The sequence below is a fragment of the Caulobacter sp. SLTY genome, from assembly GCF_009905535.1.
Classification (GTDB): Bacteria; Pseudomonadota; Alphaproteobacteria; order Caulobacterales; family Caulobacteraceae; genus Caulobacter.
This window is the reverse complement of sequence record NZ_JAAALA010000034.1, coordinates 1-14,331: the sequence shown is the minus strand read 5'-3', so window position 1 is coordinate 14,331 and position 14,331 is coordinate 1. Positions and strand designations below refer to the sequence as shown.

Sequence of the window (14,331 nt, the reverse complement as noted above, 5' to 3'; positions counted from 1 at the left end):
ATCAGCTAACCCTGATTTCCACCTTCGCATCGAGGTGGCCCGCCAGGGCGGCGGCGCGGCGGCTGGTCTGTTCGCCGAGCAGGAGGTCGGCGCGGTCGGCGTCGGTGGTGAGGAGGAGGCGGTCGCCTTTCAGGGCCAGGCGGGTGTGGGCCAGCAGAGCAGAGTCGCGGCCGGTCAGGTCGCAGCCAAAGCGGATCGCCGCGCCCAGGGCCCTGGCCCGGCGACGGGCCGCTTCGGGCAGCAGGCGGGCGATGGTGCTGGGCTCAGGGGTGTTGTTGGAGCTGGAGTGGCGGCTGAAGGCGGCGACGGCCAGAAAGGCGCGCTCGGCGTGACTCTGGCCGGCGACCGGGGCGCGGAGCACCTGTTCAAACACCAGATCGGCGCGATGATCGGGGTGGAGCCGCGCGCCGAGGTCAGCCAAGCGGCAGGCGGCGGCGCGCAGGATCGCGTCGCGGGCGCCGAAAACCGGCTCCAGGGCGTCGAACACGGGGGTCAGCCAGGCGTCCAGCGTCGGCCCTAGGGTGGCGTCGGCGCCGGTGCGGACGCTGAGGGCGGCGCAGCCCTCGATCAGCGGGTCGAGCGCCTGTACGGTGGGGGCCATGGCCTCAAACAGCAGGCCCTCACGAACGCCATAGGCCGACAGGTCGATCCGCTCGATGCCCAGGGCGATGATGAGGCGTTCAAGAACAACGGCCGCGTGGGGCAGGGTCTCGGCCCGCTTCTTCGACACCCCCTCCACCGCCTCCAGCGACCGGCGCGACTGGCTGGCCACGAAACGGCAGGCGTTCAGCGCCTCGGCGCGGCTCATCTCGTACTGGTGCACCACCCGCAACGGATAGCCGGTCATGTGCATGTGGATCAGGGCCAGGTTGCGCCAGGCGCCCCCGACGGCGTGGAAGCTTTCGGTGTGGAAACGCTCCAATCCTTCCAGCCGGGCGTCGACTTCACGCCGGCGGATCTCCGGATCATCGTCGGGGTAGGGGCCGAAGGAGAAGGGCCCAAGCGGCAGGGTGATGCCTTCGCCGGCGCCTTTCGGTCCGATGGGAGTCAGCTCCAGGCTGGCGCCGCCGAGGTCCCCGACCACGCCGTCGCCGGCCGGGGCGCCGGCCAGAACGCCCAGGGCGGCATAGCGGGCCTCCTCGGCGCCGGTCAGCACCCGCAGGCTGAGGCCGGTCTCGGCCTGGACCCGACCGGCGAAGGGCGGGCCGTCCTCTGCGTCGCGGATGGCGGCGGTTGCCGCGGTGAACACCCGCTCGGGCGGCAGGCGGTCTACCACGATCCGGAACCGCTTGAGCGCCGACAGGGCGCTGGCCGCGCCTTCCGGCGAGAGCCGGCCGGTCTCCTTGAGGTCGCGGCCGAGACCGGCCAGCACCTTCTCGTTGAACACCGTCCACATCGACCGGCCCTCGACGCGGTAGAGCACCAGGCGGACGGAGTTGGACCCGACGTCGATGACCGCCGCGTCGTGGCCGGGGCTATCGTTCATTGTCGAGGTCCAGGGCGACCGGCCGGTCCCGCACGTTGTGGCCTCGGCCCGACAGGCTGGGGTTGGTCATGAAGTAGTCGTGGGCCGAGAAGGCGCCGCGGCGGTTCCACGAGGGATCGCGCGCATAGCCGCCGGCGGAGTCGAGGTTCCAGCTCTGGGCCTCATCGTTGAGGTTGGCCACCATGATCTGGCTGAGCACCTGCTCGTGCACGGTCGGATTGTCGATGGGGGTAAGGGCCTCCACCCGGCGGTCCAGGTTGCGGGGCATCCAGTCAGCCGAAGAGATGAACACCTTGGCGGCCTTGCTCGGCAGGGGCTCTCCGTCCGCGAAGGCGACGATGCGACTGTGCTCCAGGTAGCGGCCGACGATGGATTTGACCCGGATGTTCTCCGACAGGCCAGGAAGGCCCGGCCGCAGGCAACAGATGCCGCGGATCACCAGGTCGATGGGCACGCCCGCCTGGCTGGCGGCGTAGAGGGCGTCGATGATCTGGGGATCGACCAGGGCGTTGAGCTTGGCCCAGATTCCGCTCGGTTTGCCGGCGCGGGCATTGTCGGCCTCGGCGGCAATCATCGACAGCAGGTCGGGCTTCATGGTTTCGGGGGAGTAGCTGAGCTTCTCCAGCCGATCGGGATGGGCGTACCCGGTGATGTAGTTGAACAGCCTGGCGCTGTCGCGACCCAGCGCCGGGTCAGTCGTGAACAGGGAAAGGTCGGTGTAGATCTTCGCGGTGACCGGGTGATAGTTGCCGGTCCCGAAGTGGCAGTAGGTGCGCAGGGTTTCGCCCTCGCGGCGGACCACGATGCTGAGTTTGGCGTGGGTTTTGTACTCCACGAAGCCGAACACGACGTGGACCCCGACCTTCTCCAGGTCCTTGGCCCAGCGCAGGTTGTTCTCCTCGTCGAACCGCGCCTTGATCTCGACCAGGGCGGTGACGTTCTTGCCGTTCTCGGCCGCCTCGATCAGGGCGGCGATGATCGGGCTGTCCTGGCTGGTGCGGTAAAGCGTCTGCTTGATGGCCAGCACCTGCGGGTCGCGGGCGGCCTGGCGCAGGAACTGGACCACCACGTCGAAGCTCTCGAACGGGTGGTGGACCAGGATGTCCTTCTCGCGGATGGCGGCGAAGCAGTCGCCGGCGTGGTCGCGGATGCGCTCGGGGAAGCGGGCGGTGAAGGGCGGGAACTTCAGGTCCGGCCGGCCGTCGGGGATCAGCTGCGACATGGCCGCGATGCCCAGCTTGCCGTCGATCAGCACCACGTCGTCGGGCGCGGCGTCCAGGCCGTCGAGGATGAACTCGCGCAGGTCGTCGGGCATGCTGGTCTGGACCTTGACCCGAACCACATCGCCCATGCGCCGGCGCTTCAGCTGGGTCTCGAACTCGCGGACCAGGTCTTCGGCCTCTTCCTCGATTTCGATGTCGCTGTCGCGGATGACCCGGAACAGGCCACGACCATCGACCTGGTAGCCGGGAAACAGCTGGTCAAGGCAGAGGATGATCAGGCTTTCCAGGGCGATGAACCGCCGCTCCTTGCGCCGGGCCGGGCCGGGCAGTTCCCAGAACCGCTTCACCTGCTGAGGCACCGGCACCAGGGCGTATAGCGGCTTGCCGTCCCGCTCGCGCTTGAGCTTCAGTCCCAGGCAGAAGCCGAGGTTGGGGATGAAGGGGAAAGGATGGGCCGGGTCGATGGCCAGGGGCGTGAGGATGGGGAACAGCCGGGTCTGGAAATATTCCTCGGCGGCCGGCCGGTCGACGGCGGTGACGTCGGCGGCGTCCAGCAGGCGCAGGCCTTCGCGGCCGAGCTCGGCGCGAACGGAGCGCCAAATTCGCTGCTGGTCGGCCATCAGTTCGGTGGCCGCGGCGTTGACCCGTTCCAGCTGTTCGGCCGGTGTCAGTCCATCCAGGCTGACCTTGCGCACGCCCTCGCGGACCTGACCTTTCAGCCCGGCCACGCGCACCATGTAGAATTCATCGAGGTTGTTGGCCGAGATCGACAGGAACCGCAGGCGTTCGAGCAGGGGGTGACGGGGATTCTCGGCCTCTTCCAGCACCCGCTTGTTGAAGGCCAGCCACGAGATCTCGCGGTTGAAGAACCGCTCGGACGAGGCCATCAGCCCCTCGTCGAGCGGTCCTGGCTTGGCGGCCGCAGGGGCGGAACGGGCGGTCGCGGACTTGGGCATCGGGCCTCGGCTGGTGAGGGGCCACCTTTGGCGCAAGGATGTTACAGATTCAACGACCTCAGGCCTCTTCGGCGAACAGATCCTCGGTTTCCTCCAGAAGTTCGCGGGCGAGAGCCTTGTTGATCGCCCGGCCGCGGGCGGCGGAGGCTTCGTCCATCCGGGCCGCCAGGATGCGGGCGGCGCTGACCGACCGCTCCATCCGGGCCAGCAGATAGGGGTAGAGGTCCTCGTCCGGTTTGATGTGCCGGGCCTTGAACAGGGCCTCCAGCACGGCGCGCAACTGGGCGTCGTCGGGCGGGTCGATCTCGGCTACGGTCAGGGCGTTCAGGCGCGAGCGCAGGTCCGGGATGCGGGCGGGCCAGGCCAGGGGCCGCTCGCGGGCGGTCAGCAGCACGGCGCGGCCGGCCTGGGCCTGGTTGAGCAGGTGGAACAGGGCCTCGTCATCACCCAGCAGGTCGGCGTCCTCGACCAGGACCGGGGCGGTGGCCTCTAGGGGCAGGGTCTTGCCCGGGATGGCCAGGCTGGCGCCGTTGGCGTCGGCCCAGGACTGGGCCAGATGGCTCTTGCCGCTGCCGGCGGGGCCGACCAGGGCCAAGGCGCCCCGCGACAGGGCCGCCCAGTCGTCGAGCGCCAGCACCGCCGAGCGGTTGGCGTCGGACAGCACGAAGGCGTCGCGGGTCCAGACGGTCGCGGGCTCGAAGGGCAGGCGGAACTGGGCGGTCACGGACCTCTCCTAGCAGGCGGGGGCGGGCAGGGTCGATGTCAGCGCGCCTGGCGGGCGTGGATAGGCGGGATGTGGCTGTGGACGACGGGGTTAAAGCGCCCTTTTCCTTGACTTTCGAGGGCCTGCATGCGCCCTTCCGCGCCTCTCGAAATCCCGACTCTGAAGCACAGATTCATGCACGCCTACCGCACCCATACCTGCGGCGCCCTGCGCGCCACCGACACCGGCGCCGCCGCGCGGCTGTCCGGCTGGATCCATCGCAAGCGCGACCATGGCGGGCTGCTGTTTATCGACCTGCGGGACCACTACGGCCTGACCCAGCTGGTGCTGCATCCGGGCACGCCCGGGTTCGAGACCGTGGAACGGCTGCGGGCCGAGAGCGTGATCCGGGTGGATGGCGAGGTTGTGGCGCGGACGCCCGAGACGGTGAACCCCGGCCTGCCGACCGGTGAGGTCGAGGTGCGGGTGAGCGCCGTCGAGGTGCTGTCGGAAGCCGCCGAACTGCCGCTGCCGGTGTTCGGGGAGCCCGATTACCCAGAGGAAATCCGGCTGAAGCACCGCTACCTCGACCTGCGGCGCGAGACGCTACACAAGAACATCATCCTGCGTTCCAAGGTCATCGACAGCATCCGCAAGCGGATGGTGGGGCAGGGGTTCCTGGAGTACCAGACGCCGATCCTGACGGCTTCGTCGCCGGAAGGCGCGCGGGACTTCCTGGTGCCGTCGCGGCTGCACCCCAGCAAGTTCTACGCCCTGCCGCAGGCGCCGCAGCAGTTCAAGCAGCTGCTGATGGTCTCCGGCTTCGACCGCTACTTCCAGATCGCCCCCTGCTTCCGGGACGAGGACCTGCGGGCCGACCGCAGCCTGGAATTCTACCAGCTCGATGTCGAGATGAGCTTCGTGACCCAGGAGGACGTGTTCGCGGCCATCGAGCCGGTGATGCACGGGGTGTTCGAAGAGTTCGCCGACGGCAAGCCGGTGACGCCTTATCCGTTCCCGCGCATCGCCTATCGCGACTCCATCGCCTGGTACGGCTCGGACAAGCCGGACACCCGCAACCCGATCAAGATGTCGGAAGTCTCCAACCACTTCCGGGGCGGCGGCTTTGGCCTGTTCGCCCGGATCCTGGAGACCGAGAAGAACGCGGTCTGGGCCGTGCCGGCGCCGGGCGGCGGCAGCCGCGCCTTCTGCGATCGCATGAACAGCTGGGCGCAGGGCGAGGGCCAGCCGGGCCTGGGCTACATCTTCTGGAGCGCCGACCAGAACACATGGGGCGGGCCGATCGCCAAGAACCTGGGCGAGGATAAGACCCAGGCCCTGATGAACAGCCTGGGGCTGGGCGAGGGCGACGCGGCCTTCTTCGTCGCCGGGGATCCGAAGGTCTTCTACAAGTTCGCCGGTTCGGCCCGCACCCGCGTGGGCACGGAGCTGAAGCTGATCGACGAGGGGCGGTTCGAGTTCTGCTGGATCGTCGACTTCCCGATGTTCGAATGGTCGGACGAAGAGAAGAAGGTCGACTTCAGCCACAACCCCTTCTCGATGCCGCAGGGCGAGCTGGAGGCGCTGGAGACCAAGGACCCGCTCGATATCCTGGCCTACCAGTACGACATCGTCTGCAACGGCTACGAGCTGTGCTCCGGCGCAATCCGGAACCACAAGCCGGAGATCATGCTGAAGGCCTTCGAGATCGCCGGCTACGGCGCCGACGTGGTCGAGGACCAGTTCGGCGGCATGCTGAACGCCTTCCGCTACGGGGCCCCGCCGCACGGTGGGCTGGCGCCGGGCATCGACCGGATCGTCATGCTGCTGGCCGGCCAGACGGCTATCCGCGAGGTCATCGCCTTCCCGCTGAACCAGCAGGGCCAGGACCTGCTGATGAATGCGCCGTCGGAGGTCGAGGATCGGCAGCTAAAGGAGCTGCACATCCGGCTGGCCCCGCCGATTAAAGCCTAGTTCCGCGGCGGCCGGGGGGGCGTTGGCGGGGCAGGCGGCGCCCTTGGGGTTTTCTGCACGATGATCAGCCGGTGCCCCTTGCAGTGCCGGGGGACCAGGCCGCGCGGCAACTTGGTGCCCTGGTCGGAGCAGGCCTCGTCAATCTGATCCTGGGTCAGGCCCTTGGCGCCCGAGAGGTCCGCCATGCCGAGGAAGGCGCCGTCCAGATCGGCGCCGCGGAAGTCTGCGCCGGCGAAGCTGGCCTTGGTCAGATGGGCGCGGGTCAGATCGGCGCCGCGGAAGCTGGCGCCGTCGAACCGGCCGAACGTCAGATTGGCGCCGTTCAGTTCGGCGTTTCGGAAGTCAGTCCCGATCGCCGTGACCTTGTTCAACTGGGCGTGGGGCATCTCCGCGCCCCGGAAGCTGGCGCTGTTCAGGTTCGCGAAGGCGAAATTGACCGCCGGCAGTTCGGCGCCCTTGAAGCTGGCTCGGGTCAGGTTGGCCTTCTGGAACACTGCCCCGGCCGCCTCGACCCCGTCGAGTTCCGCGCCCGAGAAGTCGGCGAAGGAAAAGTTGGTGCCCATCATCTCCGCGCCGCGCAGGTCACTGTCGGCCATGTGGGCGGCCTGGAAGTTGGAGCCGATGAAGCTGGCGCCGCGCATGTCGGCGCGGATCAGGGTGGCGCCGCCGAAATCGGCCCCCTGGAAGCGGGCGTTGACCAGCTTCTTGCCGGACAGATCGCAGTTGCGGCAGGCGCCGCCGAACGACAGCTGGCGCGGGATGTCCTTGTCGTCGGGGATGACCCGGGCCTCGGCGGCGCCGGCAGCGGCCATCGCGAGAACCAGGGCGGAAAGAGCGAGCACGAGCTTGTTCATCGCCGTCCTGTGTGCCCCCGCCCCGTCAAGGACGCCACTTAATTCGCGGTAAGGATTGGGTTTTCCCCTGTTTGCCTCGGGGGTCAGCAGCGCGGGATGCGCAGGCCCGCGGGCAGCTGGGTAGTCTCGTCGCCGCAGGCCTGGTCGAGTTGGCGCTGGGTGAGACCGACGGCGCGGTTCATCTCCGCGCCGGAAAAGACGGCGCCCGACAGGTTCGCCCCCCGGAAGTTGGCGCCCTGAAGGTAGCTGCCGACAAAGTTGGCGTTGGTCAGGTTGGCCCCAGCAAAGCTGGCCCCGGCGAAGGTCGAGGCCGATGCGTCGACGTCGCGCATGTCGGCGCCGGAAAAATTAGCCCGGTTCATCACCACGGCCGTCAGGCTAGCCTGGCGAAGGCGGGCGCGGGACAGGTTCTGGCCACGTCGTTCCATGCCGGTGAAGTCGCCCTGGAACAGGTTGCACCCCGGACAGCTGGCCCCGGCACGCACGCGGCTGATCTGGCCGCCGTTCTGGGCGATGGCCGGCGTGGCGATGGCCAGGGCGGTGACGAGGACGAGGAGGCGTTTCATGGCGGAGCATCCTGGCACGACAGGGGTCTAAGTCCCGTTAACGCTGCAAGAAGGGGACCGGTTGGGCGCGCAGCGGCCTAGCTGTCCCCGGTCGGCGCCGGCGGTGGAAGTGGGCTGGATCCAGCCGGTTGGCAGGTTGGTGGTAGCGCGGCTGGGCCGAGGGCCGGTCGGCCGCTGGTGCTGACCGAGGACAGGTTGCGCTGCGCGCAACCGATGCCCTAGGAGGCCGCGTCCGCCACCGCGCCGCAGGTGTCGCAGACGCCATGGAAGACGGACTGGTCGCCGCAAGCGGGACAGACGCTGGCGGCGCGGGTGTGTTCGATGACAGTTTCGCCGGGGCGCTTGCCGAAGGGTAGGAAGACGAGGTTGTCGGGCGCGGCGCCTCGGCTGAAGCCCTTGGAGATGAAACGGCTGGCGGGCTGGGGCTCGGATTCAAAGGCCAGAGCGTCGTCGGCCTTGCCACGGCCGAGGCCGTCGGCGTTGAGGGGCTGGGCGTCTTCGTCGGCGTTGGAGAGGTCGCTTCGGCCGAGGTAGCTGACGCCCAGTTCGCGGAACACGTAGTCCAGGATGGAGGTGGCGCTGCGGATGGTGTCGTTGCCGGTCACCGGGCCGGCGGGCTCGAAACGGGTGAAGACGAAGGCGTCGACGAACTCCTCGAGCGGCACGCCGTATTGCAGGCCGATGCTGATCGCGATGGCGAAGTTGTTCATCACGCTGCGGAAGGCGGCGCCCTCTTTGTGCATGTCGATGAAGATCTCGCCGAGCTCGCCATCATCATATTCGCCGGTGTGCAGATAGACCTTATGCCCGCCGACAGCGGCCTTCTGGATATAGCCCTTGCGGCGGTCGGGCAGCTTGCGGCGGATGCGGTCGCGCTCGACGACCCGCTCGACGATGCGCTCCTGGATTTCCGGCTTGGGCGTAGCGGCGGTTTCGTCCGGGATGGCCAGGCTGTGGCCGAACGGAGCCGGGGCGCGGTCCAGGCGCAGGGCGCGGACACCGCCGGCGAGGGCCTGGGCCTGGATCAGGGCGGCTTCCGACGGCAGGGCGTTGAAGGCCAGGGGCAGGCGTAAGATCCCAGGCGCGCCGCAGGCGTCCTCGATGGCGGCCTGCATGGCCAGTCGGGCCTCCAAGGGCTGGTCGGGGGTCAGCAGGGCGCGGGCGGCCGGGGACAGGTCGGCGGCGGCGAGGTCGGGGGAGCCGAGGATGTAGGCGGCGGCCTCGGCGACCTGGCGGTCGGAGAAGCCGGCCAGGGCCAAGGTGTCGAAGCCGGGCTCCGCCAGGGCCTCCGGCGTGGCGCCCAGCACGTCGCGGACGAAGCCCTCGCCGACCACCAAGGGGGCGAAGGCGTGGCGCAGGTCGCTGACCAGGGGCAGGACGGCGTGGACGGCTTCGAGTTCGAGGACGGTGAAGCCGAGCGCGGTAAGGGCGGCGGTGTTGACGTGCGGCGCCTCGTCCAGGTCGCGGCGACCCAGCAAGGCCAGGCGCAGGGCGTCGGGGTCTTCGCCAAGGGCCTGGAGGGCGGTGAGGGCCGGGGCGGCGAGGACATTGATGACCTCGCCGTCCTCTGTCTCGGCCCGGGTGACGGGACCGGTCCAAGGTTCGGCCGCCGCGGAAGAGGCGGCGAGGCGCAGGGTGAGGCCGGCGTCTTCCAGCGGGGCGACCTCGACCAGGCCCCCGGCGGCGGAGACGGCGCGGCTCCACAGGTCGGCGGCGGCGGCGCGGGCCTCATCGCTGTCGTAGGCCAGGCCTCGGGCGACGAGGACGGCGGCGGTTCCGGTCAGGGTCAGGGTGGCGGGGGCGTCCGGCCCGGCGTCGAGGCGCAGGGCGGCGGCCAACAGGCGGGCGGCGGCCTCGAACCCGGGCGTATCGAACGCCGCCTCGTCCTGGAACGCGCAGAGATCGAGGGCGGCGACGAGGCCGGCAGGGCGGGCGGCGAGGGCGGCGGCGTCTGCGGCCGAGAGGGCCAGGGTGGCGGCGCCGGTGCGCCAGCCGAGGGCGGCGAGGTCGCGCTCGCGGCGCAGCTGGGTGTCGGCGGCCAGCAGGATACAGGCGGGGCGGGGCCCGGGCTCGGCGGTGGGAGCGGTGATGGCCAGGCCGCAGAGGCCGGCGCCGATGGCGTCGGAGATGGCGGCGTCGCTGGCCCCGGCGGCTCGGGCGGCGCGGGCCATGCGGGCCAGGGCGGGGTTGGCGGCCGGGTCGCCACAGGCCGAAGCGTCGCCCTCACAGCGGCGGACGGCATCGGCCACGGCGGCAAGGCGGTCTGTGACGGTGCGCAGGGCCGGCGCGGTCAAATCATGGGCCGCGACCTGAGCGGCGAAGGCGGCGATCGCCCGGTCAGCGGCGGGGTCGGCCAGGTCGATGACCGGCAGGGGGCCGCGAACCGGCGAGGCGAGGGCGGCCATGCCTTGGCAGAGGAGGGCGAACAGCTCGTCGCGGAAGGCGCCGGCATCGGTGGGCCGGGCGAACAGGCCGGCCGTCCAGCCCCGCTGGGCCAGGTCCTGGGCCTTTCGGGCTGGGCCGCCGTTGAGGAGGCCGGCATTGGGCAGCGGCTGGTGGAGGACGTTGGGCAGGTCTTCGGGCGCCGCGGTCGGTTCGGGCACGGTCTGGGCCCAGTCGGCCCAGGCCTGGACACGGGCGGACGGCCAGTTGCGCGGGGCCAGGACGCCCGTCAGGTCGTTGGCGCCCTCAAGGGTGCGAAGCTCGACCTCCGGACCCGCGGCCTTGGCGCGACGGCGCTCGAAACGCATACGACTGGTGCTCCCACGCTGGTGGCGGCAGGGTAGGACTGCGGTGGGGTGTGGGCAATAGATGATGGGGTGCGACGAGGTGTCATCCACAAGATGTTGGGGTTTCTCCGGATTCTTCTCCCGCTTGCCAGGAGAAGGTGGCGGCGAAGCCGACGGTTGAGGGCAGCGCCGGCAGTGGAAGGTTGGACAGTGCTAATTGGGCCAGAACGCGGGACGTCGTTCCGAGCCGGCGCGGCCCTCATCCGACCCTTCTTTGCCGAGGCTTCGCTGGGCCACCTTCTCCCGGCAGGCGGGAGAAGGAATGCTTCCCCTTTCCCCCATCGCCCACTATTGTCCGCCGCGAAATCGGCCCCTCCCGCGATACGGATTCTGTTGTGCTGAAAGCGATCTTTACCTGGTGGAACGGCGTGACGCTGGGCCAGGCCCTGCATATCAAGCGCCGGGGCGTGAAGGTGGGGCAGGATGAGTTCGGCAACACCTACTACGAAGCGCGGGACGACAAGGACAGCTACGACGTCGGGCGCAAGCGCCGCTGGGTGATCTATAACGGCTACGCCGAGGCCTCTAAGGTGCCGCCCGACTGGCACGGCTGGCTGCGCTACACGTTCGACGAGCCGCCGACCATCGCCCCGCTGCCGCGACGCAGCTGGGAGAAGGAGCACCGGCCCAACCTGACCGGGACGGTCTATGCCTGGCGTCCGAAGGGCTCGATCTCCGGCGACGGCCAGCGGGACAAGGCGACCGGCGACTACCTGCCCTGGACGCCGGAATGAAACCGGCGGGCGTCGTCGCGGGGGCCGTGGGCCTGACCCTGACGCTTGCGGTGGCGGTGGCCGCCCAGCAGGCGCCTGCGCCGGCGCCGAGGACGCCGCCCGCGTCGCCAAGCGCGCCCGCGGCCGAGGAGCCGCCGCCGGCCGTCGTCGCGCCGCCGCCGCCGGTGATTACGGCGCCGACCCCGGTGCCGATCGAGCCGATCCCCGATGAGAAGCCGGCGGCCAAGGTCAAGGCGGCTCCCGCCAAGCCGGTGGAGCCTCAGAAGCGGGTGCGGGCCGGCTGGGCCATCATCCAGGCGCTGGACAAGGTCACGGCCGAGACGCTGCGGTTCGAGGTGAAGGTCGGGGAGTCCGTGCGCTACAAGTCGCTGGTGTTCACGGTGCGGGCTTGTGAAAGCGCGGCGCCGGACGAGACCGAGCCGGAATCGGCGGCGTATGTGCTGGTCGATTCCTCGCCCAAGCCGCAACCGGGTCGGCCGGCGCCGCCGACGCGGCAGGTGTTCAAGGGCTGGATGTTCGCTTCGTCGCCGGGGCTGAACCCCTTGCAGCACCCGGTCTATGACGCCTGGCTGATCGCCTGCAAGGCGGCCTGAGGTTCACCTGAGAAGCGGGCGAAATCGCCCGTGGTTTCAAGGGCGTGGGCCAGTCTTCTATGATACTCGGCGCGCGGGATTTCGACGACACCGAACTGGCTGAGGTGATCGGTGACGAATTGGCAGTCCAACAGGCGATAGCCGCCGACCTTGAGCCGGGCGACCAGGTGGACCAGAGCCACCTTGCTGGCGTCGCGGCCGCGGGAGAACATGCTTTCACCGAAGAAGGCGCCGCCGAGCGAAACGCCGTAGAGGCCGCCGACGAGGGCGCCGTCCTGCCAGCATTCGACGGAGTGGGCCTGACCGCTTTGGTGGAGTTGGCTGTAGAGGGTCTCGATGGTGGGGTTGATCCAGGTGTCTTCGCGGTCTGGCGCCGACTGTGCGCAGAGGGCGACGACTTCGGCGAAGGCGGTGTTTGTGCGCACGTCGTAGCGGCTTGATCTGACCGTCCGGGCGAGGCGGGTCGGGAGGCGGAAGGCTTCGAGAGGGAGGACGCCTCGGCGCTGCGGGTCGATAAGGAAGACGCCCTCATCGTCTCGGGAGTCGGCCATGGGGAAGACGCCGCGGCGATAGCAGGCGATCAGGTCTTCAGGGGTGAAGGCGTCTTGCACGCGGTCAGCTTAGCCTTGCGCAAACACACCCGTCATCCCGCCCGGAGCGCGTAGCGCCGAGAGCCGGGACCCAGGGGTGCGTGATCTCTCTGTTTAACGTAGCTTTGCGGCTGGCGCTCCGTCCCGCCTGGGTCCCGGATCGCCCCTGTGGGGCGTCCGGGATGACGGATAAGTTGTTATGAACTCAGGGCCTTACCCCTGTGCCTTGATCCACTTTTCCAGCCAATGGATGTTGTAGTCGCCGGCGCGGATTTCGTCGTTCTGGAGCAGGTCCTGGAACAGGGGGATGGTGGTTTCGATGCCGCTGACCACCATTTCGCCCAGGCACCGCTGGGTGCGGGCGATGCATTCGGCGCGGTCCCGGCCGTGGACGATGAGCTTGCCGACCAGGGAGTCGTAGTAGGGCGGGATCGAGTAGCCGGCGTAGAGGCCGCTATCGAGGCGCACGCCCAAGCCGCCGGGGGCGTGGAAGTCCGTCACCTTACCCGGTGAGGGGGTGAAGGTGCGGGGGTTCTCGGCGTTGATCCGGCATTCGATGGCGTGGCCTTCGAAGACAACATCGTCCTGGGTGAAGCTGAGCGGCAGGCCCGCGGCGACGCGGATTTGTTCGCGGACCAGGTCGATGCCTGTGATAGCCTCGGTGACCGGGTGTTCGACCTGCAGGCGGGTGTTCATCTCGATGAAGAAGAACTCGCCGTCTTCCCACAGAAACTCGATGGTGCCGACGCCCAGGTAGCCGATGGCGCGGATGGCCTCGACGACGGTATCGCCGATCTTCTCGCGCTCCGGCGCGGTCAGGGCCGGGGAGGGGGCTTCTTCCAGCACCTTCTGGTGGCGGCGCTGAAGCGAGCAGTCGCGTTCGCCCAGGTGGACGACGTTGCCGTGGCTGTCGGCCACGACCTGCAGCTCGATGTGGCGCGGCTTCTGGAGGTAGCGCTCCATGTAGACCGCGTCGTCGCCGAAGGCGGCGCGGGCCTCGGCCCTGGCGGTGGAGACGGCCTCGTAGAGGTCTTCCTGGGTCTGGGCGACCTTCATGCCCCGGCCGCCGCCGCCGGCGGCCGCCTTGATCAGCACCGGGAAGCCGATGCCGGCCGCCGCCGCCATGGCTTCTTCTTCCGTCGTCACGGCGCCGTCGGAGCCGGGGACCACGGGGATGCCGGCGTCCTTCACCGCCTGTTTGGCGGTGATCTTGTCGCCCATCATGCGGATGTGCTCGGGCTTGGGCCCGATGAAGGTGAAGCCGTGCGAATTGACGATCTCGGCGAAGCGGGCGTTTTCCGACAGGAAGCCGTAGCCGGGGTGGATCGCCTGGGCGCCGGTGATCTCGGCGGCCGCAATGATCGACGGGATGTTGAGATAGCTCTTGGCCGCCGGGGCCGGGCCGATGCAGACGCTTTCGTCGGCCAAGCGGGCCCACATGCCGTTGCGGTCAGGCTCGGAATGGACGGCCACGGTGGCGATGCCCATCTCCTTGCAGGCGCGGTGGATGCGCAGGGCGATTTCGCCCCGGTTGGCGATCAGGATCTTGTCGAACACGGCCGCTACTCGATGACGACCAGGGGCTGGCCGAACTCGACCGGCTGGGCGTCGCCGACCAGGATTTCGACCACGGTGCCGGCGCGGGGCGCCGGGATCGGGTTCATCGTCTTCATGGCTTCGACGATCAGCAGGGTCTGGCCCTCGCCGACCTTGTCGCCGACCTTGATGAAGGCCGGGCTGCCGGGTTGCGGCTGGAGGTAGGCGGTGCCGACCATCGGCGACTTGACCTCATCGCCCTTGCGGGCCGCCGGAGGGGGCGCGGCGGCTTCGGCCGGGGCGGCGGCGGAGGCTGCGGCCGGGGCA

General features: G+C 69.4%; 12 protein-coding genes. 3 read left to right on the top strand and 9 right to left on the bottom strand.

Going from position 1 to position 14,331, the window contains the following annotated elements:
* Position 1: 1 nt before the first annotated feature.
* The 3 genes from GVN21_RS16965 to GVN21_RS16955 form a co-directional block, all read right to left on the bottom strand.
* On the bottom strand, positions 2-1,486 hold the full coding sequence (locus GVN21_RS16965) for a Ppx/GppA phosphatase family protein (protein ID WP_166575925.1): 1,485 nt from the start codon (positions 1,484-1,486) through the stop codon (positions 2-4).
* Positions 1,476-3,596 carry an RNA degradosome polyphosphate kinase gene (locus tag GVN21_RS16960; RefSeq protein ID WP_205690141.1) on the bottom strand — a complete coding sequence of 707 codons (2,121 nt, stop codon included), beginning with the start codon at positions 3,594-3,596 and terminating at the stop codon, positions 1,476-1,478. The genes GVN21_RS16965 and GVN21_RS16960 overlap by 11 nt, the downstream gene beginning before the upstream one ends.
* 127 nt (positions 3,597-3,723) lie before the next feature.
* Complete coding sequence (locus GVN21_RS16955) at positions 3,724-4,389, bottom strand: chromosomal replication initiator DnaA (RefSeq protein WP_166575923.1); 666 nt, start codon at positions 4,387-4,389, stop codon at positions 3,724-3,726.
* A gap of 174 nt (positions 4,390-4,563) precedes the next feature.
* Between GVN21_RS16955 and aspS the strand changes: the two genes are divergently transcribed.
* Entirely contained in the window at positions 4,564-6,342 is a 1,779-nt protein-coding gene (gene aspS / locus GVN21_RS16950) for an aspartate--tRNA ligase (protein WP_166575922.1), read from the top strand.
* Here aspS and GVN21_RS16945 read toward each other — a convergent pair.
* The 3 genes from GVN21_RS16945 to GVN21_RS21260 form a co-directional block, all read right to left on the bottom strand.
* Positions 6,339-7,196 carry a pentapeptide repeat-containing protein gene (locus GVN21_RS16945; RefSeq protein ID WP_166575921.1) on the bottom strand — a complete coding sequence of 286 codons (858 nt, stop codon included), beginning with the start codon at positions 7,194-7,196 and terminating at the stop codon, positions 6,339-6,341. The two genes, aspS and GVN21_RS16945, sit on opposite strands and share 4 nt — an antisense overlap.
* 83 nt (positions 7,197-7,279) lie before the next feature.
* Entirely contained in the window at positions 7,280-7,762 is a 483-nt protein-coding gene (locus tag GVN21_RS16940) for a pentapeptide repeat-containing protein (RefSeq protein WP_166575920.1), read from the bottom strand.
* A 218-nt stretch (positions 7,763-7,980) separates the two neighbouring features.
* Positions 7,981-10,512 carry a ribonucleotide reductase gene (locus GVN21_RS21260; RefSeq protein ID WP_166575919.1) on the bottom strand — a complete coding sequence of 844 codons (2,532 nt, stop codon included), beginning with the start codon at positions 10,510-10,512 and terminating at the stop codon, positions 7,981-7,983.
* A gap of 374 nt (positions 10,513-10,886) precedes the next feature.
* Here GVN21_RS21260 and GVN21_RS16930 point away from each other — a divergent pair, with 374 nt between their 5' ends.
* Together GVN21_RS16930 and GVN21_RS16925 are read left to right on the top strand one after the other, a co-directional pair.
* Complete coding sequence (locus GVN21_RS16930; protein ID WP_166575918.1) at positions 10,887-11,285, top strand: NADH:ubiquinone oxidoreductase subunit NDUFA12; 399 nt, start codon at positions 10,887-10,889, stop codon at positions 11,283-11,285.
* Positions 11,282-11,878, top strand: coding sequence for a DUF2155 domain-containing protein (locus GVN21_RS16925; RefSeq protein WP_166575917.1), 597 nt, complete (start codon positions 11,282-11,284; stop codon positions 11,876-11,878). The genes GVN21_RS16930 and GVN21_RS16925 overlap by 4 nt, the downstream gene beginning before the upstream one ends.
* Here the strand turns inward: GVN21_RS16925 and aat are convergent.
* From aat to accB, 3 genes are all read right to left on the bottom strand, one after another.
* Positions 11,842-12,489 (bottom strand): leucyl/phenylalanyl-tRNA--protein transferase, encoded by a 648-nt coding sequence (gene aat / locus GVN21_RS16920; RefSeq protein WP_166575916.1) that lies wholly within the window; start codon positions 12,487-12,489, stop codon positions 11,842-11,844. The genes GVN21_RS16925 and aat overlap by 37 nt on opposite strands.
* A 192-nt stretch (positions 12,490-12,681) precedes the next feature.
* A complete protein-coding gene (gene accC, locus GVN21_RS16915; protein WP_166575915.1) occupies positions 12,682-14,025 on the bottom strand; it encodes an acetyl-CoA carboxylase biotin carboxylase subunit in 1,344 nt (447 codons plus the stop codon).
* A 5-nt stretch (positions 14,026-14,030) separates the two neighbouring features.
* On the bottom strand, positions 14,031-14,331 hold a 301-nt coding region (gene accB / locus GVN21_RS16910), incomplete at its 5' end, for an acetyl-CoA carboxylase biotin carboxyl carrier protein (RefSeq protein ID WP_166575914.1).

Excerpts from the sequence above, each read along its gene's own strand:
- GVN21_RS16965 (WP_166575925.1), bottom strand. The coding sequence starts at position 1,486 with ATGAACGATAGCCCCGGCCACGACGCGGCGGTCATCGACGTCGGGTCC.
- GVN21_RS16960 (WP_205690141.1), bottom strand. The coding sequence starts at position 3,596 with ATGGCCTCGTCCGAGCGGTTCTTCAACCGCGAGATCTCGTGGCTGGCC.
- aspS (WP_166575922.1), top strand. The coding sequence starts at position 4,564 with ATGCACGCCTACCGCACCCATACCTGCGGCGCCCTGCGCGCCACCGAC.
- GVN21_RS16945 (WP_166575921.1), bottom strand. The coding sequence starts at position 7,196 with ATGAACAAGCTCGTGCTCGCTCTTTCCGCCCTGGTTCTCGCGATGGCC.
- GVN21_RS16940 (WP_166575920.1), bottom strand. The coding sequence starts at position 7,762 with ATGAAACGCCTCCTCGTCCTCGTCACCGCCCTGGCCATCGCCACGCCG.
- GVN21_RS21260 (WP_166575919.1), bottom strand. The coding sequence starts at position 10,512 with ATGCGTTTCGAGCGCCGTCGCGCCAAGGCCGCGGGTCCGGAGGTCGAG.
- GVN21_RS16925 (WP_166575917.1), top strand. The coding sequence starts at position 11,282 with ATGAAACCGGCGGGCGTCGTCGCGGGGGCCGTGGGCCTGACCCTGACG.